This is a genomic window from Streptomyces sp. CA-251247 (genome assembly GCF_050952975.1).
Taxonomy (GTDB): Bacteria; Actinomycetota; Actinomycetes; order Streptomycetales; family Streptomycetaceae; genus Streptomyces; species Streptomyces achmelvichensis.
The window spans coordinates 6,417,717-6,443,939 of record NZ_CP191861.1 but is presented as its reverse complement, the minus strand read 5'-3'; the positions used below and the strand labels follow the sequence as shown (position 1 = coordinate 6,443,939).

General features: G+C 71.0%; 25 protein-coding genes. 7 read left to right on the top strand and 18 right to left on the bottom strand.

Going from position 1 to position 26,223, the window contains the following annotated elements; genetic code table 11:
• Positions 1 to 37 precede the first annotated feature (37 nt).
• Positions 38 to 1,054 carry a MerR family transcriptional regulator gene (locus ACQPWZ_RS28600; RefSeq protein WP_433572732.1) on the bottom strand — a complete coding sequence of 339 codons (1,017 nt, stop codon included), beginning with the start codon at positions 1,052 to 1,054 and terminating at the stop codon, positions 38 to 40.
• Positions 1,055 to 1,216: 162 nt separating this feature from the next.
• Between ACQPWZ_RS28600 and ACQPWZ_RS28595 the strand changes: the two genes are divergently transcribed.
• Positions 1,217 to 1,846: an RNA polymerase sigma factor gene (locus ACQPWZ_RS28595; protein ID WP_433572731.1), complete on the top strand. Its 630-nt coding sequence runs from the start codon at positions 1,217 to 1,219 to the stop codon at positions 1,844 to 1,846.
• 62 nt (positions 1,847 to 1,908) lie between these two features.
• On the opposite strand, the gene ACQPWZ_RS28590 is transcribed toward ACQPWZ_RS28595, so the two are convergent.
• The 5 genes from ACQPWZ_RS28590 to ACQPWZ_RS28570 form a co-directional block, all read right to left on the bottom strand.
• Positions 1,909 to 3,282, bottom strand: a complete 1,374-nt coding sequence (locus ACQPWZ_RS28590) for a cryptochrome/photolyase family protein (protein ID WP_433572730.1) — start codon at positions 3,280 to 3,282, stop codon at positions 1,909 to 1,911.
• Between the two features lie 137 nt (positions 3,283 to 3,419).
• Positions 3,420 to 4,964, bottom strand: a complete 1,545-nt coding sequence (locus tag ACQPWZ_RS28585; RefSeq protein WP_433573881.1) for an SDR family oxidoreductase — start codon at positions 4,962 to 4,964, stop codon at positions 3,420 to 3,422.
• 392 nt (positions 4,965 to 5,356) lie between these two features.
• A complete protein-coding gene (locus tag ACQPWZ_RS28580) occupies positions 5,357 to 6,256 on the bottom strand; it encodes an RNA polymerase sigma factor SigF (protein ID WP_433572729.1) in 900 nt (299 codons plus the stop codon).
• Positions 6,257 to 6,422: 166 nt separating this feature from the next.
• Positions 6,423 to 6,866, bottom strand: a complete 444-nt coding sequence (locus tag ACQPWZ_RS28575; RefSeq protein ID WP_433572728.1) for an ATP-binding protein — start codon at positions 6,864 to 6,866, stop codon at positions 6,423 to 6,425.
• A gap of 82 nt (positions 6,867 to 6,948) precedes the next feature.
• On the bottom strand, positions 6,949 to 7,122 hold the full coding sequence (locus ACQPWZ_RS28570) for a CsbD family protein (protein ID WP_433572727.1): 174 nt from the start codon (positions 7,120 to 7,122) through the stop codon (positions 6,949 to 6,951).
• A 281-nt stretch (positions 7,123 to 7,403) separates the two neighbouring features.
• On the opposite strand from ACQPWZ_RS28570, the gene ACQPWZ_RS28565 reads away from it, so the two are divergent.
• The 5 genes from ACQPWZ_RS28565 to ACQPWZ_RS28545 all read left to right on the top strand — a co-directional run bounded on the left by ACQPWZ_RS28565 (position 7,404) and on the right by ACQPWZ_RS28545 (position 11,889).
• A complete protein-coding gene (locus tag ACQPWZ_RS28565; protein WP_433572726.1) occupies positions 7,404 to 8,648 on the top strand; it encodes a phospholipase D-like domain-containing protein in 1,245 nt (414 codons plus the stop codon).
• Positions 8,649 to 8,801: 153 nt separating this feature from the next.
• A complete protein-coding gene (locus ACQPWZ_RS28560; protein WP_433572725.1) occupies positions 8,802 to 9,437 on the top strand; it encodes a hypothetical protein in 636 nt (211 codons plus the stop codon).
• A gap of 117 nt (positions 9,438 to 9,554) precedes the next feature.
• Entirely contained in the window at positions 9,555 to 10,562 is a 1,008-nt protein-coding gene (gene ppk2 / locus ACQPWZ_RS28555) for a polyphosphate kinase 2 (RefSeq protein WP_433572724.1), read from the top strand.
• A gap of 138 nt (positions 10,563 to 10,700) precedes the next feature.
• The gene (locus tag ACQPWZ_RS28550; protein ID WP_433572723.1) at positions 10,701 to 11,378 is read left to right on the top strand and encodes a pyridoxamine 5'-phosphate oxidase family protein; all 678 of its coding nucleotides are present in this window, start codon (positions 10,701 to 10,703) and stop codon (positions 11,376 to 11,378) included.
• A gap of 91 nt (positions 11,379 to 11,469) precedes the next feature.
• On the top strand, positions 11,470 to 11,889 hold the full coding sequence (locus tag ACQPWZ_RS28545) for a hypothetical protein (RefSeq protein WP_356702383.1): 420 nt from the start codon (positions 11,470 to 11,472) through the stop codon (positions 11,887 to 11,889).
• 13 nt (positions 11,890 to 11,902) lie between these two features.
• Here the strand turns inward: ACQPWZ_RS28545 and ACQPWZ_RS28540 are convergent, their stop codons facing one another.
• Positions 11,903 to 12,730, bottom strand: a complete 828-nt coding sequence (locus ACQPWZ_RS28540; protein ID WP_433573880.1) for an MOSC domain-containing protein — start codon at positions 12,728 to 12,730, stop codon at positions 11,903 to 11,905.
• Positions 12,731 to 12,893: 163 nt separating this feature from the next.
• On the opposite strand from ACQPWZ_RS28540, the gene ACQPWZ_RS28535 reads away from it, so the two are divergent.
• The gene (locus tag ACQPWZ_RS28535; protein WP_356702541.1) at positions 12,894 to 13,961 is read left to right on the top strand and encodes a chitinase; all 1,068 of its coding nucleotides are present in this window, start codon (positions 12,894 to 12,896) and stop codon (positions 13,959 to 13,961) included.
• 79 nt (positions 13,962 to 14,040) lie between these two features.
• On the opposite strand, the gene gdhA is transcribed toward ACQPWZ_RS28535, so the two are convergent.
• The 11 genes from gdhA to ACQPWZ_RS28480 form a co-directional block, all read right to left on the bottom strand.
• Positions 14,041 to 15,396: an NADP-specific glutamate dehydrogenase gene (gene gdhA / locus ACQPWZ_RS28530; protein WP_383243721.1), complete on the bottom strand. Its 1,356-nt coding sequence runs from the start codon at positions 15,394 to 15,396 to the stop codon at positions 14,041 to 14,043.
• Positions 15,397 to 15,564: 168 nt separating this feature from the next.
• Positions 15,565 to 16,338, bottom strand: coding sequence for a hypothetical protein (locus ACQPWZ_RS28525; protein WP_340476135.1), 774 nt, complete (start codon positions 16,336 to 16,338; stop codon positions 15,565 to 15,567).
• Positions 16,322 to 17,914 (bottom strand): substrate-binding and vWA domain-containing protein, encoded by a 1,593-nt coding sequence (locus tag ACQPWZ_RS28520; protein WP_433572722.1) that lies wholly within the window; start codon positions 17,912 to 17,914, stop codon positions 16,322 to 16,324. Before ACQPWZ_RS28520 ends, ACQPWZ_RS28525 begins: the two co-directional genes overlap by 17 nt.
• Positions 17,911 to 19,158 carry a hypothetical protein gene (locus tag ACQPWZ_RS28515; RefSeq protein WP_433572721.1) on the bottom strand — a complete coding sequence of 416 codons (1,248 nt, stop codon included), beginning with the start codon at positions 19,156 to 19,158 and terminating at the stop codon, positions 17,911 to 17,913. The genes ACQPWZ_RS28520 and ACQPWZ_RS28515 overlap by 4 nt, the downstream gene beginning before the upstream one ends.
• A 151-nt stretch (positions 19,159 to 19,309) precedes the next feature.
• Entirely contained in the window at positions 19,310 to 19,798 is a 489-nt protein-coding gene (locus ACQPWZ_RS28510) for a hypothetical protein (RefSeq protein WP_433572720.1), read from the bottom strand.
• Between the two features lie 119 nt (positions 19,799 to 19,917).
• On the bottom strand, positions 19,918 to 20,580 hold the full coding sequence (locus ACQPWZ_RS28505) for a hypothetical protein (protein ID WP_433572719.1): 663 nt from the start codon (positions 20,578 to 20,580) through the stop codon (positions 19,918 to 19,920).
• 191 nt (positions 20,581 to 20,771) lie between these two features.
• The gene (locus tag ACQPWZ_RS28500; protein WP_423247673.1) at positions 20,772 to 21,539 is read right to left on the bottom strand and encodes a carbonic anhydrase; all 768 of its coding nucleotides are present in this window, start codon (positions 21,537 to 21,539) and stop codon (positions 20,772 to 20,774) included.
• A 122-nt stretch (positions 21,540 to 21,661) separates the two neighbouring features.
• Positions 21,662 to 22,951: an ATP-binding protein gene (locus ACQPWZ_RS28495; RefSeq protein ID WP_405573665.1), complete on the bottom strand. Its 1,290-nt coding sequence runs from the start codon at positions 22,949 to 22,951 to the stop codon at positions 21,662 to 21,664.
• Positions 22,952 to 23,130: 179 nt separating this feature from the next.
• Positions 23,131 to 23,934: a fibronectin type III domain-containing protein gene (locus tag ACQPWZ_RS28490; RefSeq protein WP_433572718.1), complete on the bottom strand. Its 804-nt coding sequence runs from the start codon at positions 23,932 to 23,934 to the stop codon at positions 23,131 to 23,133.
• A 15-nt stretch (positions 23,935 to 23,949) separates the two neighbouring features.
• The gene (locus ACQPWZ_RS28485) at positions 23,950 to 24,552 is read right to left on the bottom strand and encodes a hypothetical protein (RefSeq protein WP_340476127.1); all 603 of its coding nucleotides are present in this window, start codon (positions 24,550 to 24,552) and stop codon (positions 23,950 to 23,952) included.
• A gap of 123 nt (positions 24,553 to 24,675) precedes the next feature.
• Positions 24,676 to 26,151, bottom strand: coding sequence for an exo-alpha-sialidase (locus tag ACQPWZ_RS28480; RefSeq protein ID WP_433572717.1), 1,476 nt, complete (start codon positions 26,149 to 26,151; stop codon positions 24,676 to 24,678).
• Positions 26,152 to 26,223 lie beyond the last annotated feature (72 nt).

Below are 26,223 nucleotides of genomic sequence, written 5' to 3'. Positions count from 1 at the left end.
CCCCGGCGCCCGGCACCCCGCCTGAACGTCGCGAACGTCAGGCGCCCAGCGCCGATTCCAGGGCTCCGAGCGCCTCGCCGAGCCCCAGCGGACGCACCGTGCCCTCGACGCGCGGGCCCGCCCACCCCGGTCCGGCGGTCAGGACCACCGGCTTTCTGCGCGCGCCCCGGACCCCCCAGGTGATCCGGGCGACGTGCTGGGCCAGCGGCGCGCTCGCGGTCGTCCGCGACTGCGCCCAGAGCACCACCGCCGCCGGCCCGGTCCTGCGGACGGCACCGTCGAGCGCCTCGACCGGCAGGGCGGGCCCGTACATCCGCACCGGCAGATCGCGTTCGGCGAGGGCCGCCGCGAGGGCTTCGAGCGGCAGGGTGTGGTTCTCCCCCGGCACACAGGCCAGCAGCACGGGTGCGCCCGGCTCCTTCCCGGACGCGGGGCCGACACTCCGCCGCAGTGCGCTGGAGACGTGCCACGAGAGGAGGTGCTCGACCTCGACGTACTGCTCGCCGGAGCGCTCCCACTTGCGCCCGACGGCGCGCAGCGTGGGCACGATGACCTCGTCCCAGGCGGTCACCAGCCCGTGCTCCGCGATCACCGCGGCCAGCAGGGTGTCGACGGACCGGGCGTCGAGACGGAGCGCGGCGCGTGCGAGGCCCCGGCACTCCTGGCGTACGTCGCCGAGCTGCAGACCGGTGCGGGCCCCGCGCCGGCGGCCCGGCTCCTTGCGGACCGGCGACTCCGGACCCGCCTCCGCCGCCTCGGCAGCGCCGGCCACCACGGCCCCTGACGACGCCGCGGCGAGGGCGACGCGGGCGGCCTCGGCGGGCGGGAGACCGGTGCTGGTCAGCGCGCACATGCGCTCCAGCAACGCGATGTCCTCGTCCGTCCAGCGGCGGTGTTTCCTGCCGTCGCGCCCGGCGGGGCCGATGCCGTAACGCCGGTCCCACGAGCGCAGCGTGGTGGGCGCGACCCCGAGCCGGCGCGCGACCGCTCCGGTGGTGAGGCCGCCGGCCCGCCGTGGTCCGTCAGCTGCGGATGTGTCCACGCCTTCGAGCATACGACGCACAAACGATGCGTGTTGCCCGCGTCGATTCGCCCGTCCAAGACTGAGTCACCCCGCGGGACACCGGCCCGGTGACCCGGGGGGCGAGCCGCGGACAGCGGCGTCGGACCTGTTCGACGCACCAACCGGCCGGGATCCGGCGGAAGGAGCGAGACCATGACCACGTCAGCACTGGCCGGCCCGGCCGGGCAGTTGCATCCACCGGCCGAGGAGACCCACGAGTCCGGGCAGCTCGCCGAGGGACTGCTGCGCGGCGACGAACAGAGCTTCGCCGCGATCTACCGCCACTGGGCACCGCTGGTGCACACGCTGGCCGCCCGCACCCTCGGCGACGCGCGGGAGGCCGAGGACGTCACCCAACAGGTCTTCCTCGCGGCTTGGCGGGGCCGGTCGGGATTCCGGCCGGAGCGCGGCCCGCTCGGCGCCTGGCTCGTCGGGATCACCCGGCGCAAGACGGTGGACGCCCTGGCCGCGCGGACCCGTCGCACCGAACTCGCCGCGGCCGCCGCCCATGTACCGGCGCAGACCGCCGAGCCGAAGCCCGGCGTCTCGCCCGAGGAGTGTCTGGACCGGGTGCTCCTCGCGGACGAGCTGGCGAAACTGCCGCTCCCCCAGCGGGAGGTGCTGTGCCTGGCCTTCTACGAGGACCTGACGCAGGTGCAGATCGCCGAGCGCACCGGCATCCCGCTCGGCACGGTGAAGAGCCACGTACGGCGCGGGCTGCACCGGCTGCGGCGGCGGATCACCGAGACCTACGGCCCGGCCCGGTCCGGTGTGGCGCTGTGAGGTCCACGGCGCCCGCCGGCCGGGGGAACACCTGACGGCCGACGGGTTGCGCGCCGGCCCCTCTACTCCTTGCCGCGTGCGTGCTTGAAGCGCGCCAGGCCCTCGGACAGTTCGACGATCGGCTCCGGGTAGTCGTACTGCTCGCGGTCCAGCCCCTCCAGCCGCCACGGCTCGTGCACCGCGGAGCCGCGCAGATCCGCCAGCTCCGGGACCCAGCGGCGTACATAGGCGCCGTCGGGGTCGAAGCGCTTGCCCTGGACGACCGGGTTCAGCACACGGTTGGGGCGGGTGTCGGTGCCGGTGCCCGCCACCCACTGCCAGTTGAGCTGGTTGTTGGCGATGTCGCCGTCCACCAGCTGTTCCAGGAAGTAGCGGGCGCCGATGCGCCAGTCGACGTAGAGCGTCTTGGCCAGGAAGGAGGCGGCCAGCAGCCGGCCGCGGTTGTGCATCCATCCCTCGTGCCGCAGCTGGCGCATCGCGGCGTCGACCACGGGGTATCCCGTGCGGCCCCGCTTCCAGGCCTCGATCTCCTCGGCCGCGTCCTCCTCGGTGCGCCATGCGTCGCCGTGGGGCCGGTAGTCGTCCCGGGAGACAGCCGTACGCGCGGCCAGCACCTGGTGGTGGAAGTCGCGCCAGCACAGCTGACGGACGAAGGCCTCCGCCCCCGCGCCACCATGGTCCCGCGCGCGGTGCACGAGTTCGACCGGGGACAGCGCGCCGAAGTGGAGGTACGGGGAGAGCTTCGACGTGTCGTCGCCCGGCAGGTCGTCGTGGTGGTCCGCGTAGCCGGCCAGTCCCCGCCGCTTCCAGGTGAGGAACTGTTTGCGGGCCGCCGTCTCGCCGCCCTCGGCCAGTCCGGGTGCCACCCCCTCCACGTCCTGGCGCGGCGGAAGCCGGTAGGAACCGACGTTGTCGGGGACCGTGACGCGCCGGGGTGCGCCGTAGGCGGTGCGGAGGTGTTCCTGGGCCCAGCGTCTGAAGTACGGGGTGAAGACGGCGAAGTGGTCGGAGCCCGCGGGCACCACCGCCCCCGGCGGTACGGCGGTGATCACGGCGTCGTGGACCTCCAGACGGCAGCCCTGCCCGTCCAGTTCGCGCCGCAGCTCCTCCTCGCGGCGGCCCGCGTACCCGGAGACGCCGGCAGCGGTGTGGACGGTCGACGCTCCCGTTTCCGCGACGACCTTGCACACCTCCTCCGCCGTACGGCCGGACCGCAGCACGAGCCGGCCTCCCCGCTCTCCGAGCCCGGCATCGAGATCCGCCAGGCAGTCCGCGAGGAACGCCCGGCGGTTGGGCGCGTCGAAACCGGCGGCCTGGATGCCCGGGTCCAGGACGAACAGCGGGACCACCTCGTCCGCGGATTTCACGGCCGCGCGCAGGGGCGGATGGTCGTGCAGCCGCAGGTCCGACGTGAACAGGACGACGGAGACCGTCATGGGCGCCTCTCCTGGTGGGAATGTCGATGTCGACGGGGAGCCATGGAGCTCTACGGGGATGATTCGGGCGCAGGCGGCCCGGCGGATGCACCCTTCGGAGGGAAATGCACCGCTCAGAGGGAGACCGGATGCACCGCTCAGCGGGAGACCGGCCGCCGGGAGGCCTCGGTGGGCATGCCCTTCACCGCCGCCTGCGCGATGTTGCGGGCCATGCCGCCGAAGACGATCGCGTGGAAGGGCGACACACTCCACCAGTAGGCGTGGCCGAGCAGGCCCCGGGGGTGGAAGAGAGCGCGCTGCCGGTAGCGGGTGCGTCCCCCGTCGTCGTCCTCGGCGTACATCTCCAGCCATGCCAGACCCGGCAACCGCATCTCGGCCCGCAGCCGCAGCAGACGACCGGGCTCGATCGCCTCCACCCGCCAGAAGTCCAGGGAGTCACCGACCCGCAGGCGTTCGGCATCCCGCCGTCCGCGCCGCAGGCCGACCCCGCCCACGAAGCGGTCGAGCCATCCCCGTACCGCCCACGCGAGTGGGAAGGAGTACCAGCCGTTGTCGCCGCCGATGCCCTCGATCACCCGCCACAGCGAGGCGCGCGGTGCGTCCACGACCAGCTCCCGGCAGTCCTTGTAGAGGCTGCCGCCCGCCCAGTCGGGGTCCGTCGGCAGCGGGTCGCTGGGGGCGCCGGGCACCGAGGCCGACGACCAGCGCGTGGTGACCTGGGCCTCGCGGACCCGTCGCAGGGCGAGGGTGAGGGCCTGTTCGAAGGTGAGCGGCCGGCCCGGCACGTCGGGCACATGGCGCGCGATGTCGTGCTCGTCGCACACCACTTCGTGCCGCAGCGACTCGGTGAGCGGCCGGGCGATGGAGTGGGGCACGGGCGTCACCAGCCCGACCCAGTGGCTGGAGAGCCGGGGCGTGAGGACGGGGACGGGCACGATGAGCCGCCGCGGGAGTCCGGCCACGGCGGCGTAGCTGCGCATCATGTCGAGGTAGGTGATGACGTCCGGACCGCCGATGTCGAAGGCGCGGTTCACCTCCTCGGGCATACGGGCCGACCCGACGAGATACCGCAGGACGTCGCGTACGCCGATCGGCTGAATACGGGTCCGCACCCAGCTGGGGGTCACCATGACCGGCAGGCGCTCGGTCAGATAGCGCAGCATCTCGAAGGACGCCGAACCGGAGCCGATGATCACGGCAGCGCGCAGGAAGGTCGCGGGGACCTCCGCGTCGAGGAAGATCTGTCCGACCTCGGCACGGGAGCGCAGATGCGCGGAGAGCTCGTGCCGGGGGACACCGGCGGGTGTGAGACCGCCCAGATAGACGATGCGCCGCACGCCTGCCGACCGCGCCGCGTCGGCGAAGATCCTGGCGGCCTCGCGGTCGGTGTCCTCGAAGTGCGAGCCGGTGCCCAGGGCGTGGACCAGGTAGTAGGCCACGTCGATGTCCTGCATCGCGGCCTTGACGGACTCGGGGTCGGTGACATCGCCCCGGACCACGTCGGTGTCCTCGGCCCACGGGTGGCCGCGCAGCTTGTCGGGAGAGCGGGCGAGACAGCGTACGGAGTGTCCGGCTTCGAGCAGCTCGGGCACCAGCCGGCCGCCGATGTACCCGGTGGCCCCGGTGACCAGGCACCGCAGCGGCGAGGTGTCCTGTCCCGTCTCCGGCTGGTCACGCGTCACCGGTCGGTACCCGGACTCCTGCCGGTCCTGCGCCCCCGTATGTCCGTTGTGCCCATCCGTCGGCATCGGCGCCTCCTGTGCCCGTGGTCCGCTCGTCCGTCGCATGATCCGCGACCGTGCTGTCGCCGAGCTGCACCGACTCTTCCGGCGAAGGACGGCGAACGGATGCGGTCGCGGGACGGCGAGTGGCAGGTCACCCAGGACCGATCATGTCGCGGACGACGCCGGGACGCGCGGGGACACGGGCCCGGCAGGGCCCAGGAGCGCGCCTGCCGGGACCGCGTCATCACTTCGCCGCGACCGGGGGCGGCGGATGCACAGATACGGATGCCGCGCCCGCCGTCGTCCGGCGGGCGCGGCATCCGCGCGGAATTCGTTGCCGATGCTCGGGCTCAGCGATCGGTGAGCATGCCCGCCCGGAGCTTCGCCAGGATGCGGGTCAGCAGACGGGAGACGTGCATCTGGGAGATGCCGAGCTCCTTGCCGATCTCGCCCTGCGTCATCTCCTGGCCGAAGCGCATCTGCAGGATGCGGCGCTCACGGTCGTCCAGCTGTCCGAGCAGCGGTGCGAGCGTGTGCAGATCCTCCGTCAGTTCCATCGCCGGATCGATGTCGCCGAGCATCTCGGCGTACGCACGGCCGCTTCCGGCGCCGGTGGGCGCGTCGTCGCTGTCGGCGTTCGGGGTGTCGAGGGAGCCCGCGGTGTAGCCGTTGGCGGCGACCAGGCCCTCGATGATCTCGTCCTCGCTCAGGTCGAGCAGCTCGGCCAGTTCCTTCACCGTCGGGTCGCGGTCGAGCACACCGGCCAGTTCGTCGCGGGCCTTGGCGAGTTCGGTACGCAGCTCCTGGAGCCGGCGCGGGACGTGGACCGCCCAGCTGGTGTCACGGAAGAAGCGCTTGATCTCGCCGACGATGTACGGCACCGCGAAGGAGGTGAACTCGACCTCGCGGCTCAGTTCGAAGCGGTCGATGGCCTTGATGAGACCGATGGTGCCGACCTGGATGATGTCGTCCATCTCGCCGTTGCCGCGGCTGCGGAACCGGTTGGCCGCGAACCGCACCAGCGAGAGGTTCATCTCGATCAGGGTGTTGCGCGCGTACTGGTATTCGTGCGTGCCCTCTTCGAGGGTCTGCAGCCGGTCGAAGAACACCTTGGACAGGCTCTTCGCATCCCGCGGCGCGACCTTGCCGGCATCCTCGACCCACGGCAGGTCCCCCACCCACTGCGGGGCCCCGGCCGTCGACACTGAGTCCGACAGGCTGCGGTGCGTGGACGGTATGACGCTCGGCATGTCAGGTCCCTCCCCTGAAGACGGTGTGACGAAGAGGCGTGTGCCCCCTATCCGCCCGCTCACACACCCGATCCCGAAGAGATGGAGGCAAAAGCTCCAGGAAATCGACCTGGATCCCCCATCCCTGTCGGGCAGGTACCGGGTCAGTATGCGCGATGCGCGCGGATCAGCTCAACGGGACCAGCGGGACCAGAACGGAGATCCGCTTGCCGCCGCCGTCATGGCGCGTGATGGCCACGTCCCGCGCGATCCGGCTGATCACACGCCAGCCGTGTCCCCCGATTCTGAACCGGCCACGAGAGTCGGTGCGTTCCAGGACGGTCGGTATCTCGTCGCTGTGATCGCTCACACTCACACGGACACCTTCCTTCGTCAGCTCCGCCTCGAAGTCCGTGACCCCGCCACCGTGCAGAAGAGCATTCGTCACCAATTCAGAGGTCACCAGCAACGCATCCGTCAGGGCGAAGTCGTCGCGATCGGAATCGGGCCGGCAGAATCGCTCGTGCAGCAGGAACTCCACTTCCCTGCGCGCTTCGGCGGGACCTTGCGGAACCGGGTGCACCGGTCCCGTCAATTCATCAGCAGACACGCTCCAGCACTCCTTGGGCATCGTCCTGGTGGGGCCCTGGGCCCCGAAGGACAAGGGCCCGTCGCACAGCGGGGTGCGACGGGCCCGACAGTGTGTGCAGACCTCAGTGGTCGAACGCGTTCTTGGTCTTTTCCTTGGCCTGGCGGGCGTCGCCCTTCGCCTGCTCGGCGCGGCCTTCCGCGGTCATCCGCTCGTTGCCCACGGTGCGTCCGACCGCTTCCTTGGCCTTGCCCTTGGTCTGTTCCATCTTGGCCTTGGCCTTCTGGTTCTCAGCCACAGCTGTTCACTTCCAAGTCGGCTAGACAACAGGTCCTGACATTCGCGTCACCGCTCACAGGGCCGGTAAACCCGTGAGCTTCACGGAAAAGGCGGAGGGCATGTTCGGTTGCCGTGGGGGCATGCGGCGGACCGGGGGGCTGGACAGAGGGTTCCTCGATCTCGGGTACCCGCCGGCATCCTCGTGGCCCCGACCGGAGCGGTCGGGGTCCCTTGCTGGGTACCGTCTCGGCGTCGCCGCCCCCTGGCGCGGCGCCCCTCTTGCACCGGAGCAGTGAATCGATGACGAGCACACAGGACCAGCCGCGGATACGTCCCGACAGACGTATCGCGAGATCCGGCGAGGCATTCGGCGCCGAGGCATCCACGCCCGAGCAGCGGATCCAGCGTCTGCGGCGGCGTCTGGAGCGCCTGATCGGCATCGCCGCCACCGAGGGCAACGGTCTCGTCCCGCTCCGCAACGGGGACGAGATCTTCGCGGCCATGCTGGAGAGCATCAGGTCCGCGCAGCACACCGTGGACATGATGACCTTCGTGTACTGGCGGGGGGACATCGCCCGGGAGTTCGCCGAGGCCCTGTCCGAGCGAGCACGCGCCGGTGTGCGGGTGCGGCTGCTGCTGGACGGCTTCGGCTGCCGGCTGATCGAGAAGGATCAGCTGACGATGATGGAGCGGGACGGCGTACAGGTGGCCTGGTTCCGCAAGCCGCTGTATCTGTCCCCGCTCAAGCAGAACCACCGCTGCCATCGCAAGGCGCTCGTCGTCGACGAGTCGACGGCCTTCACCGGCGGTGTGGGCATCGCCGAGGAGTGGTGCGGGGACGCCCGCGACGAGAACGAGTGGCGTGACACGCATGTCCGGCTCCAGGGCGCGGCGGTGGACGGCATCGCCGCCGCGTTCGCACAGAACTGGGCGGAGTGCCACGACGAACTCTTCGACGGACGCGACCGGTTCGTCGAGCACGAGCGGCAGGGCTCCGCGATCGTGCAGGTGGTGCGCGGCTCGGCGAGCTTCGGCTGGCAGGACATGCAGACGCTCATGCGCGTCATGCTGGAGTCGGCCGAGGAACGCTTCCGGCTGACCACCGCGTACTTCTCACCGGACGCCTACTTCATCGACCTGCTGTGCGCGGCGGCGCGGCGGGGCGTGGAGGTGGAGATCCTGCTGCCGGGCCCGTACACCGACAAGCGCGTCTGCCAGCTGGCCGGGCAGCACCACTACGACGAGCTGCTCGCCTGCGGCGTGAAGATCCTCCAGTACCAGCCGACGATGCTGCACGCGAAGGTGATCACGGTCGACTCGGTGGCCTCGCTCATCGGGTCCACCAACTTCAACCGCCGGTCGCTCGAACACGACGAGGAAGTCATGCTGGCCGTCCTCGACGAGGCGTTCACCGCGACCCTGGACGGCCATTTCGACGAGGACGCCGCCCGGAGCGAGCCGATCAAGGGCGGCCGCTGGAAGCGGCGGTCGGTGCTCCAGCGGGCCCGGGAGGCCGCGGTGCAGCCCATCCGCCGGTATCTGTGAGCGGTGCCGGTGTGCGTGACCGCGGTCCGGGGTCCGGGGTCGGTGAGGAACCGGAGGTAGCCACTCCGTCACCCGGGGTGTTTACGCACCGGCACATTGGTAACACGCAGTGACACACAGAAGCCGTGGAGACCTCGTCGAAAGGCAGGAACCATGTCCGTGAGCATCCTGGTGATTCTGGGACTGGTGGCAGCGATCATGGCGGTACTCCTGCTCGCCCGGCCGGTGAAGCTGTACAGCACGGCCACGCTCACGCGCCGCTTCGGACCCGAGTACGACCGGGTGGTCGCTCTGGCGGGCGGGGACATGCGGGCGGCGGAGCGCGAACTGGCCGACCGGCTGCGGCGCTTCGGCGGTCTCTGCCCCTTCTCGCTCACCGACACCACCCGGCGGCAGTATCTGAGCCGCTGGTCAGGACTCCAGGAGCAGTTCGTCGACGCGCCCGGAGCGGCCGCGGCGCGGGCCAACCAACTGCTGAGCCGGCTCGCCTCCGACCGGGGCCTCGCGGCCGAGTCGCGCGAGCGCCAGCTCGACGCCCTGTCGGTCCACTTCCCGCGGCACGTCGACGGTGCCCGTCTGCTGCACGCCGCCGCGCAGCAGGCCGCGGCGGGCGTCACCGATGCCGACGCGATGCGCCGCGCCATGGTCGCCGGCCGGGCGCATCTCGAGGAGCTCCTCTGCGACCAGGGCCCGCGGGTGCCGTCCGGCGGCGCGGCGGGCCGGCGGACCGGTGCCCGTCACCCGCTGCGACTGCCGTCGCAGCGCACCATCCACTCCACCCATCTCTGAACCCGTCCCGGCCGCCGCCCTCATCCGGCCGGGTGCCCCGCGGCGCTCGGGCCCGTTTACTGGTGTGTACCGGCAGGGCGTTTCCATCCCTCCACGGCTGCGAGACAGGTGACGTTTGTGAGTGACGCACACGACCGGGACGACCAGCACAGCCTCCTCGACGGCCTGACGGTGGACGAGAGCAGGCCCGAGCATCCGGTTCTGCTGGACGAGCAGGGCCGCCCCATCAAGACCTGGCGCGAGAACTATCCCTACGACCGCAAGCTGCCGCGTTCCGAGTACGAGCGGCGCAAGCGGCTGCTCCAGATCGAGATGCTGAAGCTCCAGCGGTGGGTCAAGGACACCGGCCGGCGGCTGGTCGTCATCTGCGAGGGGCGTGACGCGGCCGGGAAGGGCGGCACGATCCAGCGCTTCACCGAGCGGCTGAATCCGCGTGGCGCGCGCGTCGTGGCCCTGGAGAAGCCGACGGAGCGCGAGGCGGGCCAGTGGTACTTCCAGCGCTATGTGGCCCATCTGCCCGCGGCCGGCGAGATCGTCTTCTTCGACCGCTCCTGGTACAACCGGGCCGGTGTGGAGCGGGTCATGGGCTTCTGCACCACGGAGCAGTACGAGCTGTTTCTGCACGAGTGCCCGCGCTTCGAACAGATGCTGGTGGACGACGGCATCGTGCTGGTGAAGTTCTGGTTCTCCGTGTCCAAGGCCGAGCAGCGCACCCGTTTCGCGATCCGCCAGATCGACCCGGTACGGCAGTGGAAGCTCTCCCCCACCGATGTCGCGTCGCTGGACCTGTGGGACGACTACACCGCCGCCAAGGTCGACATGTTCCGGGCCACCGATACCAGCCATGCCCCGTGGACCGTGGTGAAGAGCAACGACAAGCGGCGGGGACGGCTGGAGGCGATGCGCAGCCTGCTCTCGCAGCTGGACTACGCGAGCAAGGACAAGGAGACGGTCGGCCGTCCCGACCCCTTGATCGTCGGCCCGGCGGACACCCTGCTGGAGCCGGGTGAGGAGAGCACCGCGCTGTCCCCCACCCCTCTGGCCAGCCACACCGAGGGGCCGGGCGAGCACCCGGGTAAGCCGGACCGGCGGGACACGTATCGCCCGGAGCGTCCCGGCAGGTGAGGCGGACGGCGGGTGAGCGGGCCGGGCCCCCTGACGACCTGCCGGGTACATCTCCCCGTCCCTGGACGGGGAGATGCGCCGCAGAGGAAAATGAGCCTCCGTCGGATCCAGCCGTTTTTCCGAGGAGGCCCACCCGCCGTGACCACCAGCGACCAGGAGTTCGGCTCCTACGGGGAACGGCTGGCCCAGAAGCAGTTCGGCACCGCCGAGCGGGCTGCCGACTTCTACGACCGGCAGATGCACGACGTTCTCACGCCTCCCATGCGGGAGTTCATCGGCAACCAGACCATGGTGTTCCTGTCCACGGCGGACGCCGGCGGTGCCTGTGACGCGACGTTCCGCGGCGGCCCGCCCGGGTTCGTCACCGTGCTGGACGACCGCACGCTGACCTATCCCGAGTACCGAGGCAACGGCGTCCTGGCCGGTGTGGGCAACCTCGTCGAGAATCCCCATCTCGGCCTGCTGTTCGTCGACTTCACGCGGCATCACATAGGTCTGCACGTCAACGGCGCGGCCGCACTGCGCACCGACGAGGAGCAGCGCGCCGCGCACCCGGGCCTTCCCCGGGACGCGGCTCCGGGACGGCAGGCGCAGTTGTGGGTGCATGTGACGGTGCACGAGGCGTACGTCCACTGCTCCAAGTACATTCCGCACCTGGAGCCGGCGCCGAGGCCGCGGACCACGGAGATGGGCCGCCCGAAGGACGCGGAGTACTTCCTGCGGCGTGAGTCGGCCCATCCGGCGTCTGCCGGTGAGACGACCAGGGCGGGTGGTGTCCCGCAGCCTCGTGGACTGCGGCGGCTCTGGCGCCGCTGACGTGCTCTGCGCCGGCATGCTCTACGACTGACGTGCTCTGCCGCTGACCCGCCGGGCCGCCGACAGGTCGCCCGGCTGACATGCTGGGCGGGTGAAGCCACCCTCTCCCGGCGCATGGCTGCGCGCCGGAATCAGCCGTGACGGCGGGCCGTTGCGGGAGAACGAGCACGTGGTCTGGCTCCAGGCCGGCGACTGGTACGCCGACAGCCGGGGTTTCGCCGGCGTCACCGCCTACGACGACGGCCTGGTCCGGTTCCATCACGACGTCGGGGAACCGGGCGAGGACGTGGGGCGGCTGGAGCGTGCGTCCGGCGGTGACATGACCGAGTCGGGCACGAACCCGGACGGCAGCACGTTCCACGAGGTCTGGACACCCCTGCCCGGCAGCGAAGGGCCGTGCGCCGCCTGGCGGTCGGGCCCGGTGCAGGTCGTCCGCGTGGGCAGGTACGTGGTGCATGTCGACGAGCGCGGCGGCAGTTTCTTCGCCTTGCCGGAGGACGACCGCGGGTGAGTGCCCACCGCGGCTACACCTCGGTCTCTCCCCAGGTGCCGACGGTCAGTTCGTCGCCCACGGACAGCGTGCCGGGCCGCACCACCGCGAATTTCGCGCCGAAGGCGACGCCGCCCTCCCTCGCGCGGCGGTAGCCGGCCAGCGAGCGGAGCGGCTCCGGGCCGTCCCGTTCGCCGGTCAGCTGGTCGACCACCGTCACGGCGCAGCGAATGGCCGGTTTGGCGTAGCCCAGTTCCGCCGTTCCGACGGTGATGCGGCGTGCCCGGTCCTCCGTGTGCGGCTCGTCCCAGCCGCCGACGACGATGTTGGGGCGGAAGCGGTCCGTCGGCATCGGCGCGGCGCCCCGCTCGGCGAGCTTCGCGTTCAGCAGGTCGAGGCTCGACCGGGACAGCAGGTGGACGGCGCAGCTGTCGGCGTAGCCGGAGGTGCCGGGTGTCCGGCCGTCGGTCACCCGGTGGTGCTCCGGCGGCACGCGGACGAGCCTGCTCGGTGCGGCGAGGACGGTGGAGAGCCAGTGGGCGGCGTCGTCGCCCTGGTCGATCCCGAGGAAGGCGGCACCGAACAGATCCACGTCCCTGCGTGGTCCGGTGGTGTCGACGCCGATCGCGACCGGCTCGTGCCGGGGCGCGTTCAGGGTGAGCCGGAGGCCGTCGGCGCTGATCGCGGGGACGATCAGCGCGAGGCGCGGGTCCCGGCGCTGGGTGCGGTACACCCCCTGCTCACCGACCACCATGAAACTCCGGTCGTGTGCGAGTCCCGCAGGTGTCAGCACCGCCTCGTGCAGCGCGCTGCCGGCGCACCCCTTGACGGGGTAGTACGCCAACTCCACCACTCGTGCCACATGCGCCCCCTGGTGTCTCCGCACTCGGCCCGACCGTACCGCCGCCGCCCCGTCACCGCCCGCACCATCCCGCCGACTTGGTCCAGACCTATTGACGAGAGGTCTGGACCACACGACGCTGAACTCCTCCGGCAACACTCCGGCACGAAGGGAGCACGGCATGATCGGACGGAAGTTACGTCTGCTGGGCGTCGGTCTTGCGATGGCGGTCGTCGTACCGCTGCCGGCCGCCGCGGCGTCGAGCGGACCGCCCACGCCGAGTGAGCCGCGGGCCGTCGCCTGCGCGGTGAAGTCCAAGCCCTCGGGCAAGGTGCTCCAGGGGTACTGGGAGAACTGGGACGGCGCCTCGAACGGTGTCCATCCGCCCTTCGGATGGACACCGATCACCGATACCCGCATCCGCGAGCACGGCTACAACGTCCTCAACGCGGCCTTCCCCGTGATCCGTTCGGACGGCACCGTCCTGTGGGAGGACGGGATGGACTCCACCGTGAAGGTCGCCACCCCCGCCGAGATGTGCCAGGCCAAGGCGTCCGGCCAGACGATCCTGCTGTCCATCGGCGGCGCGACGGCCGGCATCGACCTCAGCTCCCGTGCCGTCGCCGACCGGTTCATCCAGACGGTGGTGCCGATCCTCCAGACGTACAACTTCGACGGCATCGACATCGACATCGAGACCGGTCTCGTCGGCAGCGGGAACATCAACCAGCTGTCGGCCTCGCAGGCCAACCTCGTCCACATCATCGACGGCGTGCTCGCGCGGATGCCCGCCAACTTCGGTCTGACGATGGCACCCGAGACCGCCTACGTCACCGGCGGCAGCGTGGCCTACGGCTCGATCTGGGGCGCGTACCTGCCGATCGTGAAGAAGTACGCCGACAACGGACGGCTGTGGTGGCTCAACATGCAGTACTACAACGGCAGCATGTACGGCTGTTCCGGCGACTCCTACTCCGCCGGGACCGTCCAGGGCTTCACCGCGCAGACCAACTGCCTGAACAAGGGCCTGGTCGTCCAGGGCACCACGATCCGGGTGCCGTACGACAAGCAGGTCCCGGGTCTGCCGGCCCAGCCCGGCGCCGGCGGCGGCCACATGGCGCCGAACCTGGTCGCGCAGGCCTGGAACACCTACGGCGGAGGGCTCAAGGGCCTGATGACGTGGTCGGTCAACTGGGACGGGTCGAAGAACTGGACGTTCGGGAACAACGTCAAGGCCTTGCAGCGCCGTTGAGGCGCAGTCGGGCAGCCGTGCGAGGGGCCCGCACCGAGACGGTGCGGGCCCGGTCCGCAGGCGGGGTTGCCGGCGCGTGCTAGATCAGGCCCTGGGCCAGCATCGCGTCCGCCACCCGCTCGAACCCCGCGATGTTGGCACCCGCCACGTAGTCGCCGGGAAGGCCGTAGCGCTCGGCCGTGTCGTGGGCGACCTGGTGGATGTCCCGCATGATGACGGCCAGTTCCTCCTCCACCCGCGTCGCGGTCCACGCGTCGCGGGAGGCGTTCTGCCGCATCTCCAGGGCGCTGACCGCGACACCGCCGGCGTTCGCGGCCTTGCCCGGGCCGAACGCCACGCCCGCGTCCTGGAGGATGCGTACCGCCTCGGGGGTGGTGGGCATGTTGGCGCCCTCGGAGACGGCCTTGACCCCGTTGCGCACGAGGGCGAGCGCGTCGTCGGCGTGCAGCTCGTTCTGGGTGGCCGACGGGAAGGCGATGTCGCAGGGCACGTCCCACACCCGGCCGCCGGGGAGGTAGCGCGCCGATGCGCCGCGGCGCTTCGCGTACTCACTGACCCGGGCGCGCTCCACCTCCTTGATCTGCCGCAGGAGTTCGAGGTCGATGCCCTTCTCGTCCACGACGCAGCCCTCGGAGTCGGAGCAGGTCATGGGGTGGGCGCCGCTGCGCGTCAGCTTCTCGATGGTGTAAATGGCGACGTTGCCGGAGCCGGAGACCACGGCCGCCTGGCCTTGGAGCTCCTCGCCGCGCAGACGCAGCATCTCGGCGGCGAAGAGCACGCTGCCGTACCCGGTCGCCTCGGTGCGCATGGCCGAGCCGCCCCAGCCCTGGCCCTTGCCGGTGAGGACGCCGGCGTCCCAGCGGTTGGTGATCCGGCGGTACTGGCCGAACAGATAGCCGATCTCCCGGCCGCCGACGCCGATGTCACCCGCGGGAACGTCGGTGTGCTCGCCGATGTGCCGCTGGAGCTCGGTCATGAAGGACTGGCAGAAGCGCATGACTTCGGCGTCCGAGCGGCCGCGCGGGTCGAAGTCGCTGCCGCCCTTGCCACCGCCGATACCGAGCCCGGTGAGCGCGTTCTTGAAGACCTGTTCGAAGCCGAGGAACTTCACCACGCCCAGGTTCACGGAGGGATGGAAACGCAGTCCGCCCTTGAAGGGGCCCAGCGCGCTGTTGAACTCGACCCGGAATCCGCGGTTGACCTGAACCTCACCGCGGTCGTCCTGCCAGGGCACGCGGAAGATGATCTGCCGTTCGGGTTCGCAGAGTCGCTCGACGAGCCCCGGTTCCGCGTACTCGGGCCGGGCGGCGAGTACGGGCGCCAGGGTGTCCAGCACTTCCGTCGCCGCCTGATGAAATTCGGGCTGTGCCGGATTGCGGCGCTCGAGGTCGGTGCGCAGCGCTGCCAGTCGGGCCTTCGAAGAAGACAGGGTCACAGCATGTCCCTCCTGCCCGGCCGGCGTATGACGGACCGACCGTGGCGGTGACGGTCCAGGTGTCGTTGCCAGTCAGCAGTACGGCCGTGCGGGGCCGGACGTTCATCGGCCGGAAGTCTGCCACGCCCGGCCCGCCGGGGTGCGGCCGCCGCGCAGTCGGCGCGCCGGTCAGCGGAAGATCGCCATCGCCTGCACCTCCAGCACGGCCTCCTCCGCGTTCCAGTCCTGGACCTTGCCGAGACAGCGGGCGGAGAACGTGCCCTGCGGGACCTCGTTGCGCAGTCCCTCCGTCGCGCAGGTGACCCGCACGCGCGGCCCGCGGGCCGGATCGTCGGGATCCCCGTAGGGCGCGAGCAGGACCGTCGACTCCGCCGACTCGCCGACCTTGCGGAAGCGGCCGCGGATCAGGACGAAGTCCTCGATGTCGCGCAGCCGGGCGGTCGTGGGCGCGGATCGTGAACGGGGCAGTGCGGCCAGGCCGTTGATGAGGGCGGCGTTGCGCCGCACGGTCTGCCGGACGAGGTCGACGTGGACGATGACGTCCTGTGCTTCGAGGACGTCCATGATGACGCCGATCACCGAGATGGGCTCGGCGACCTGGAGGTACTTGCTGACGACCTCGCTGTTGTCGCGCCGCCCGCCCCCCGCGCTCACTCCGAAGACGCTGGCACGGATGGTGCCGTCCTTGCTGTCACTGGTCCGCTGTTCGACCTCCTTGCGCAGGGCCGCCGCGTAACCGCGCATCTGGTAGTGGTCCATGACCGAGCGGTCGTGCAGATAGAAGCAGATGCTGAAGGTGAGGTTCCGGTCGCGGGACCTGCGTCGGCGGACCGCCCACAGGAACACCGCTCCCAGCAGCGCCGCCGCCCCCGCCGCGGTCGCGAGCCACAGCAGCATCCACGGCCACCAGACATCCCACCACGCCTCACTGAACGCACCCACGGATCTCCTTGAAAGCGCTGAGAAGGGACTGGGCGGTGGCGTCGACCATGCGGCCGCCTGTCGCCCGTGCCGCCCGGTCGAGTTCTGCCGTGTCGGCCTCGCCGTAGCGGACGGTGTACGTACGCACCGCCCGCGCCGCGTCCGGACGGCCCGCGTACCGCCGCACGAACGCGTCGAGGCCGAGACCCGCGTTGTTCTCCCCGTCCGTCATCAGGACGACGGACAGGGGCACGTCCGGCCGGTCCCGGACCAAGGCCGCGACCTTCCTGTAGGCGTGGTCGAGGGTGGACCAGATGGCCGTGGCGTCGCCGAAGTCGTCGGAGGCCACGAGGGCCCGCAGTCGCGCCAGATCCCGCGGACCGCTGTAGGTGACGCTCCGTTCGTCGAGGACCCGGCCGCCGAACCGCATCACGGTCACCGTCTCGCCGCGGTGGAACCGGACGAACTTTCCCGAGCGGCTGTCGTCGGCGCCGCTGAGCCCGTCGAAGGTGGCGCGGAGCTGCTCGATGCGCTCTCCCCGCATCGAGCCGGAGAAGTCGAGCAGAAACAGCACATGCCCGGCCGCGTCCCGCTTCGGGTCGCCGTAGTCGGCGAGAAGCCGGTCGACGACGGCCTGCTGGTCCGGGAAGTACAGCGCGTTGCCGATCGGTTCGCGCAGGGCGGGGATGCGGGTCAGGCCGGCGTCGATGGGCCTGCGCTGCGTGCGTTCCATGATCCGCTTCTGGACGCGCTCGCTCTTGAGCCACTCGACCAGCCTGTCGTACGCGGCCCGCTTGGCCGGGTCGAGCAGGAGCAGGGGGTAGTCGGACAGCACCGTGCCGTCCTTGGGTCGGACGATCTCCAGCGGGGTGCGCAGCCTGCCACCGGAGTTGAGGGCGAGGATCTCGGACTCGTAGGTGATGAGAGCGTCCAGGCCGTCCTGCCGACGGGCGAACGCGTCGGTGAGGCGGACGGTGGAGTCGTCGGTGAGGCGGTGGCCGCTGAAGAAGCCGCGCAGCCGGTCGCAGGAGACGTCGCCCGGGCGCAGCACTCCGCCGGTGCCGGCGGCGGCGGTCGCGACGCCGACGAGGGCGGCGAGGCCACTGTTGGTGCGGTGCGGGTCGGCCATGGCGAACCCGAGAGACCCCTCGGCCGCCGCGTCCGCCACATCGGCCCAGGAGATCTGCCCGCCCGGTGCGCCGCGGCGCAACTGGGCCGCGACGGCCGGTTTCATGCCGATGACGACAGGCGAGCGCATAATGCTCGTGGTCAGCGGTTTCTCGGCGTTCCGGCCGGACTCCTTCAGCTTGAGCTGGAACCAGCGGTCGGAGGAGAGCCAGGCGAGATCGTGCCGGTACCTCCCCGGTGCGAGCGCGTTGCCGGCGTCGACGGCACCGCCGTAGTCCATCTTCAGGGTGATCCCGGTGTCCTTGCGGAGGTCGTCCAACAGGGGGCCCATGTCCGCGAGTTCGGAGCCGGCGAGCACGCTCAGGCTGATCCGCCGGGGCTCGTCGGTGGTGCACGCCGTCGCGGATCCCAGCACCAGGGCGGCGAGGGTGAGGGCGGCCCATCGGGTCAGGCGGGAGAGCCTGTTCATCCTGAGGTCCCGGCAGCGGGGTCGGCGGCGGGGCAGTCGCCCACGACGGAGATCATCCGCTCCAGGAAGCGCAGCCGGGGCATCGAGGAGCGGGTGTTGTCGCTCGCCACGGACGGGACGGGGATGCCCCGTTCCGTCAGGAACCGCGAGAGCTGGTCCCCCGCTACCTCGCCCGAGGGATCGAGGATGCGGAAGCCCAGTTCCATGGCGCGCCGGCGCAGCTCGGGGTCGCGGGTGATGAGTTCACCGAGCCGGTCGCCGTCCTCGGTGAGGGCGATGAACAGCGGCTGCGTCACCATCTGTCCGGCCGGGTACAGCAGCACCCGGTCGGTGTCGAGCCTCTTCGACTCGGCCAGGAACTGCGCCTGGTAGGTGAGGTACTGGTGCTCGTACGCCACGACCACCGGCGCTATCCCCTTCCCCTCGGGGGAGATGTACGTGCGGAACACATCGGCCGCGGGCAGTCCCTGCTCCAGCAGCGGCTTGATGGCCCGCGCCCGCGCGTCCGCCTCCTGGTCGCTCTGTGGCACCTCGTTGCCCTTGCCGCGCCAGGTGAAGGAGACGAGCGCGAGATAGGTGCCGGCCGAGTTGGAGCCGCAGACGTCGGGACTCTGGGCGAGGACCCGGTTGGCGTTGGCGATGCCGTACTTCTGGATCCCCAGGTCGTTCCACTGGAGCTTGTCGTCGATGCTCCGGAGGAACTCGAGCATGTCCAGGCCGTAGTAGAGCGGTCTGTCCTGGCCCGGGGTGCGCTGGGCGGCGGCCATGCCCCGGTCCTGGAGGGTCTCGGCGTACTCGCGGTAGGTGGCGAGCACGATGGGGCTGACGAACGGCCGGTGCACCTTGGCGTAGGCGTTCCGGGCGGCGAGCCGGCTGGTGATCAGATCAGCGGCGGGCTGCCCGGAGGGAAAGACGAAGTCGTACGAGGAGATGTCCTGGATCGCCACCTCGCGCGAGCCCGAGCTCGTGATGTGCACCTTGATGTGATGCTTCATCAGGAGCCGCTGGACCTCTTCGTCCTCGAAGAAGTCGCGCTTGGACGCCATCTTTCCTTCGAGGGTGATGACGCGTTCGAAGGGCAGCAGCGTGTTGCCGGAGACGGCCAGCGCGGTGACGCCGGTCAGGACGAAGGCCAGCGCGGGCAGGAAGGCGGCCAGGAAGCCGCGCCGGGACCAGAAGGACGACGACGGCCGCCGTACGGCCAGGCTCGGTTCCTCGACGACACGTCTCTGCCCGACGACCACGGACGCCTCCCCCGATTCCCCCGCCTCAGCCGATGACAGCATTCCGCAGCCAGGTGGCCGCGCGGGCACGGTTGAGCGAATCGACGGTGAACAAGTCCGCTGTCACATAGGGCAGTTGGGACGCGTGATGCAGATGGGGACGAAGGGGGCGTCAGGAGGACGGAGCGCCGCCCGGGGCCGCGTCCCGCAGACGGACGACCTCACCGCCGAGCTTGCTGCGCAGGGAGTCCAGCAGCTCCGGCTTTCCGCCGACGGCCCATCGCGGCCCGACCAGATAGGTCCCGCCGTACATCCGGGCACTGTCCAGCCAGATCGTCTTGAACTTCTCCTCGGGGAACGTGGTGACGGTCCAACTGCCCTGCGCCGTCGTGCACACGCCTTCGCGGAGTTCCTTGGCCTGGACACGGACCTCGGGAGTGCAGCCGGTGAGCGCGCCGATCTTCTCGACGTTCGCGGGAGCCGGCGCCGGCGCGGCCGGGCGGGGTTGCTGCTTCGCCGGGGTCCGCTTCTCCGCCGCCTGCCTCCCCGCCGCCTTCTTGTCCGCCGCCCCGTCCGGCTCTGCGGAGCAGCCGGCGAGCGGAAGTACGAGCAGGCCTGCGAGCAACACGGTGGCCCGTCGGCTCCGGGTCGCGTATCCCATGCTGAAGGTCCCTTCGGGGCGTGCGGGAGCGTACGGGAAGGGATACGTACGACGCGTGCGCCCTGCTCAGCGGCAGCCGTGAGACATCGGTCCAGGAGGGCTGTGGTGTGCCCGTCCGTTCAGGCGGGCTGCTGCGGGTCCGGTTCGGCGACGCCCAGCCGCTGCGCCCACTCCAGGGCGCTGGGCACACGGGACTCCCACGGCAGCGGGCTCGGATCGGAGGTCGAGTCCATCAGGTCTCTGAGAGCCTCGGCGTTCACCGTGCGGGACGCGACCCGGGCGGTGAAGCGCTCGGTCACCTCCCGGTCCCGGTAGCCCGCGTCCGCGCAGCTGTCGGCGAGCGACCTGTCGTCGAAGAGTCCGGCGTAGCCGTCGCAGGAGGCGGCCAGACCGTCGTCCTCGACCAAGTCGGGGTAGGGGGCACGGCCCCAGCGGTCCCCCTCCCACCAGTACAGATAGCCCAGTTCATAGCCGTCGTTCAGATCACGGAGTCTGCCGTGGGGCAGCCAGGAGGGCGCGCCCGCCAGCAGGTCGACGGGCTTGTCGCCCCCGTAGGTGGTGTCGCTGCAGTCGACGTCCTGGCCGAAGAAGAGCGCATTGCCGTCCGGCAGCAGCTCCAGATTCCACCCGCCATTGGAATGCGAACACTCCAACGCGCGCTCCCCCAGGCGGAATGCGGGACGGGCCGTTCTGGTGACGGCGATCAGCACGAGGACGACAGCGCGTTCCCACATGCGCTCGGGCCTGCCCAGGAGGGCTGGTATTTCCGGCTCGTTGGTCATCTTCCGTTTCCCGTGTCGTAGCCACCTACTGACTCACCATTCAGCTGGTATAGAACCATACGGCGGTGCGCAAGGGCGCCGTCGGCGAATGCGCCGCGCCCCGGCCGCGGCATCCTTCGCCGCCGCCGGGGCCCTGAGGGCTGTCCCCAATCCCCGGCGGGACAGCCCTCAGCCCGAAACCCTCGGTGACGTCAGGCGATCGTGTGCACCAGCTGACTGTCCAGTTCGTAGCGCGCCCCGACGACGGCCAGTTCACCGGCGGCGATCTTCGCCGCCAGGTCGGGTTCCGCCGAGAGCCGGCCGTGCACCAGAGCGACCTGACGGTCGATCGTCGAGTCGACGCGTGCGTCGCCGTGCTGGCCGCGGTCTATCGCCGGGCGTATCTGGTCGGCCAGATACTGGATGTGCACGGGGAGTTCCTCCCCCGTCTCGTCGGCGTGCACCGCTGCCTTGACCGCACCGCATGACTGGTGCCCGAGCACGAGGACCAAGGGTATGCCGAGTTCCAGTACACCGTACGCGACGCTGCCCAGCACCGCCTCGTCCAGCACCTCGCCCGCCGACCGCACGGTCAGCAGATCGCCGAGGCCCTGATCGAAGACCAGCTCCGGAGGTACCCGCGAGTCGACGCAGCCCAGCACGACCGCGAACGGGTTCTGCCCGGAGACCAGGGCATGGCGAACGGCCCTGGTCTCGTGGGGGTGTTGCTGGCGGAAAGTGCGCCAGCGGTGGTTGCCCGCGGAAAGCTCCTTGAGCGCGTGAGCGGGGGTGGCCGGGCGGGTGCCGGTCCGCGGTGCCGCCGTGGCGGGCGTCGCGCCGAGCGCGAGCCCGCCGACCGCGGTCGCACCGCCGGCGACCGCGGCACGCAGCAGCGCACGGCGTCCGGTGCCGGGCCGGTAAGGGCCTGCGCCGGTCCGGGGAAGGCCCCTGTCGGCCTGGGGAAGGTTTTTCGGATTCACGGCTCGAACGTATCCGCCGCGATCGACACGCCGTTCCCATTTACTGATCGTTTACCGATCAGGAATGACCACGATGGCTCGAATGCAATGGCCAACGGAAAAGGAGGTGTTGAGTACTCGTGTCACACCCGCGCATGCGCGGTGATGTCCGCTCCGAACTGCTCGATCATTTCGGTCGTCACCGTCGGGCGGCACGCGGAGATCGCCGTCAGATAGTCCTCGGTCCCCGCCCCGAGATCGCGGCGGTCGAGCGGGTCGCCGCCGATCGTCTCCAGGTCCCGCTCGAACGCGCTCTGGGCCGCGATCCGTGCCGCGTGCTCGATGTCGGCGGGCGTGAACAGCTCACTGGCCGCGACCAGGACAGGGACCTCGACATCAGGGCGGCCGTCCGTGAACCGGGACCAGATCGCGGCCCGGGCCGCCGCGTCCGGCGTACCGATCGGAATCAGGTAGTCGAATCTGCCGGGCCGCAGGAACGCCGGGTCCAGTGAGCGTACGGAGTTGGTGGCGCACACCAGGAGGCGCTCGTCACCCTCCCGGAAACCCGGTATGAGCTTGAGCAGTTCATTGGTCACACCGTGCATACCGCCCGGCTGCACCGCGTCTGCGCGCACCGGGGCGATCTCCTCGACCTCGTCGATGAAGACCAGCACCCGCTCCAGCTCCGCGATCCGGGCGAAGGCGCTGCGCAGCGCGGCGGCGAGATTGCCCTCGTCCGCCAGCCGGGACGGCAGCAGTTCGACGAAGGGCCAGCCGAGCCGGGCCGCGACGGCGCGGGCGAACGTGGTCTTGCCCGTCCCAGGCGGACCGAACAGCGCGACGGCGCGCGGCGGTCGGACGCCGTGCCGGGCGGCGCGCTCGGGCTCCGCCAGCGGCAGCACCACCCGCCGTTCGATCAGGTCCTTCTCGGCCTCCATGCCGGCGACCCTGGTCCACAGATCGCTCGGCAGGAACCGGCCGCCGAGGTCCTCCAGCAGATTGGCGGCCGGGCCGTGCAGCGGCTCGACCTTCTCGAAGTAGGCGACGGCGGGCTGCCGGGTGTACCCGGCGTTCAGCAGTCCCTCGCCGAGCAGTTCCTCCTCGGGCAGCACATAGGCGATGCGACCGACGCGGGCGGCGATCAGGCGCCGCTCCAGCTCCACGAGGAGCGCGCTCGCAAGACCCCGGCCGCGCCAGGCGGAGGAGATGGCGATACGCATCACCCAGGCCCTCTCGCCCGCCACGGTGGCGAGCGCCGCGCCGATCGGTACGCCCTGGTGCACGGCGACGACCGCGGGCTGGCGCGAGGTGAGCGCGCCGATGCACTCGGCGAGCGAGAACACGGACTCCTGGCCGAGCTCGGCCGTGGTGTCGATCAGGTGGACCACCGCCGCGAGATCGCTCTCGCGGTAGTCGCGGATGAGCCAGTTCACCGGTACCGCCCCTCGTTGGTGCTGTTCCGGCGAGGCTAGGGGCGGTGTACCGCTGCGGGCCTGCGCCGTTGTGCACAAGGCCGGCGGCGCGAACGCGACGTTCCGTCGGTAGCCAGAGGCACCCGGGTCCGGCGTGGCGCCTTTCGGGCCTCCGGCGTCCCGCCCGCGGTTCAGCCGGTTCAGCCGGACGTCTCCGCGCCCGTCGTGCGGTGGACGATGTTGGACCGGTGTCCGTAGCGCAGAGGCCGGACGCGGATCGCCGCCTTCTTCTCCTGCGGCAGCGTGATCAGCCCGGCGGACTCGATGTCCGCGTCGAGGACCGCGGCGACCCGGTACTCGCGGGCACCGGCGGGCCGTATCTCGATCAGATAGCCCACTTCGTCCCGGGCGTGGTCCTGCCAGGTGAGCTTCACACCGTTCGCGTGCATGACGGTCGCCTTCAGCCCGGTCGGCGCCGCTGCCCTGTCCGGGCCTCCCGTGACGGGGTGCCGAGGTGCGCCGGCCCCTTCGTCGCCGGGGAGCTTGCGGGGCTCGGCCCACCCGTGGTCCTTCCGCTGATCCCGCTCACCGAACCCGCCCGGCGGCAGCGCGATGCCGACCGCGTCCGACGCCGGCCCGTAGTAGGGCCGGAGCCGGTAGTAGAACGGGGTCATCGGGATGAGATCGGGATGGGTGTACGTCCGCCGGCCGGGCGGTGCGAACTGCAGGATGGTGTACGGCCCCTGCCGCTCGGTGGCGAACTCGACGACGTGCCCCGCCGCCCCCGGGTCCCGGCCGCTCCAGTGCAGGGTGATGTCGGTCGGTGAGTCGAGCGTGGCCGCCAGCGTCACACCGGCCGTGGTGTCAGGTTTCCCGGCGGCGGGCCCGTCCGCCCGCGCGCCCGCAGTGGCGTCCGGGGAACTGTCCGTGCAGCCGGACAGGACGGCGGACACCAGAGCGGTGGCCAGCAGCGCGCGGGCGGCCGGGCGGGGAATCGTCGTCATCCGTGGACCGTGCGCTCACTTGCGCCAGAACGTGATGCCGCTCCACTGCACGGTGGCGGTCCCGTTGCCGCTGTTCGTGCGATAGGCGCCGAACTTGTCGTAGTAGCTGCCGCCGGGGCTGTCGTACGTGTGCCGGCGGGAGCCGTTGATGTAGGTGCGGTGGGATGTGCCCACCTGGTGAACGGTGTTGACGCGGACCTGCGTGCCGACCGTCGCACCGTCGGCGACGGTCGCGCCGCCGTGCACGGCGTACAGCCGACCGCCGCGCTCGACGGCGAGCATGAAGTACGGACCGGCCGACGAGCCGTCGCGGAACGTCTGCTTGAGACTGATGCGGGTCCCGCCCATGGCCGTGATGCGGAAGTAGCCCTCGAACTGGTGGGTGCCGCCGTTGTACGTGGCGTACCGGCGCTCGGCGCGCTGGTCGCCGCTGGTGGTCGAGCAGGTGAGGCGGAAGGTGAGGTTGTCGACCTGGCCGCACCCCCTCTCCTGGACGGAGAAGGACGGCGAGTGCGACGTCCACCCTCCCGGCTCGACCTCCGCGGAGGCCTGGGGCGCGACGAGGATCAGTCCGCAGATCGCTGCGGTCCCCGCCAGTAAGAGACGCTTACCGGTCATCATGGGCTCCTTCAACCGCTGCTCGTTCAGGATTCTGAACGATGGGTTAATAGCTGAACAACCTCAGCGATAGGAAGGTAGGTCTGTGGCGTGTCTGCGTCAAGACACCCGGACGCCGCGGTATCAGGCCGCGGGCCGGACGTGGACCGCCGCGCTGCCCGGGGCATCAGGAACTGCCCAGGCCGCGGCGAACCCCCGGCCCGTGGCGGCCAGTCCCATCTGCTCCCCCAGGAAGTAGCCGCGCGGGCTGCTCGCATCGGGAATCCGGGGCGCCTGACGCATGTCGAAGGACTCGGGAGTCAGCCGTGTCTCCTTCCAACGGGCTGAACCGCGGTCCGTACCAGCGGTCGGCAGATGACAGCCGCCCGCGGCCGACGCGAGCGGGCGGCAGCGCACCAGCCAGCGGTCCGTGAACAGGGGCGCCCGGGCGTCGTTGTGGCGGAAGTCGGAGTACGCGACACCGACCGTCCCGTCCCGGGCCACGTCCAGCGAGACGGTGAACGCCTGCTGATGGGGGGCGGGGATGCCGGCCGGTGTGCGGTTCACCTTGACGGGCTCGCTCCAGGTGCGCCCGCCGTCGCCGGAGGACGACAGCGCCACCCCGTCGGCTGCGTCTGAGCTGAACCGCGCGTCCTGCCAGGCCGCGTACATCCGCCCGGTACGCGGATCGACGGCCGAGTCGGAGAGCAGGCTCGTGGTGTGGGAGACCTGCTCCCCCGACTCGGGGTCCTGGAACAGCCACTTCGTGCGCAGATCGGACACCTTGACCGGCGCCGACCAGGTCCGCCCGCCGTCCGTGGAACGCGTGGCCTGCACGGACAGGACGGGGCCGCCGAACCGGATGAGGGTGTAGACGTCGACGAGCGTGCCGTCGGGCAGCACGCTCAGCCGGTGCCCCGACACCATGTGGCCCTCGCCCGAGTCGACGACCAGGTGCGGGCTCTGCCAGGTCCGTCCTCCGTCGCTGCTGCGGGCGATCAGGGCCTGGTTGCGCGAGCGTTCCGTCGCCGGGAAGCGCGGGGTGACGGCGTACATCACCCGGGGGCTGCGCGGGTCGACGACGACCGGTCCGGCGGCGACCCCGCCCTCGGCCGGGTCCGGCTCGCGGGCGATCACCGCCGGGGCGGCCCATGTCGCCCCGTCGTCGTCGGAACGCACCGACAGACCGGCCGAGTCGGATCCGTCGGCCATGAACAGACCGCCCGACACGACGAGTCCGCCGTCGCCCGTGAAGGTCACGGACGGCTCGTCGACGTAGTCGAAGTGGCCACCCGAGCAGCGGGTCAGACCGGGAACGACGGACCGCTTCCACGTGCGGCCGCCGTCCTTCGTCACGGCGACGACCAGACCCCGCTGGCGGTCCTGCGGCCACACCGCGGCCATCCGGCCGGGACGGGACGGGTCGGACGCGAGGCCGGGTTCGATGGCGCCCTCGGCCATCAGTCCGTCGGCCGCGCCGGGGGCACAGCCGGCGAACGGGCTGGGCCCGGACAGCCGTACCGGCCCGGATCCACCCCCGGACGCGAACGCCGTACCGGCGGTGGACAGGGCGATCAGGGGCAGCAGTGCGGTGGCAAGCAGCGCGGCAGGGTGGCGCATGGCGACTCCTTCGGACGGTTGCTGCCATCCTCGGCATCCGCCTCGGGCCGGTCGTCCCCTGCTCGGCGCAAC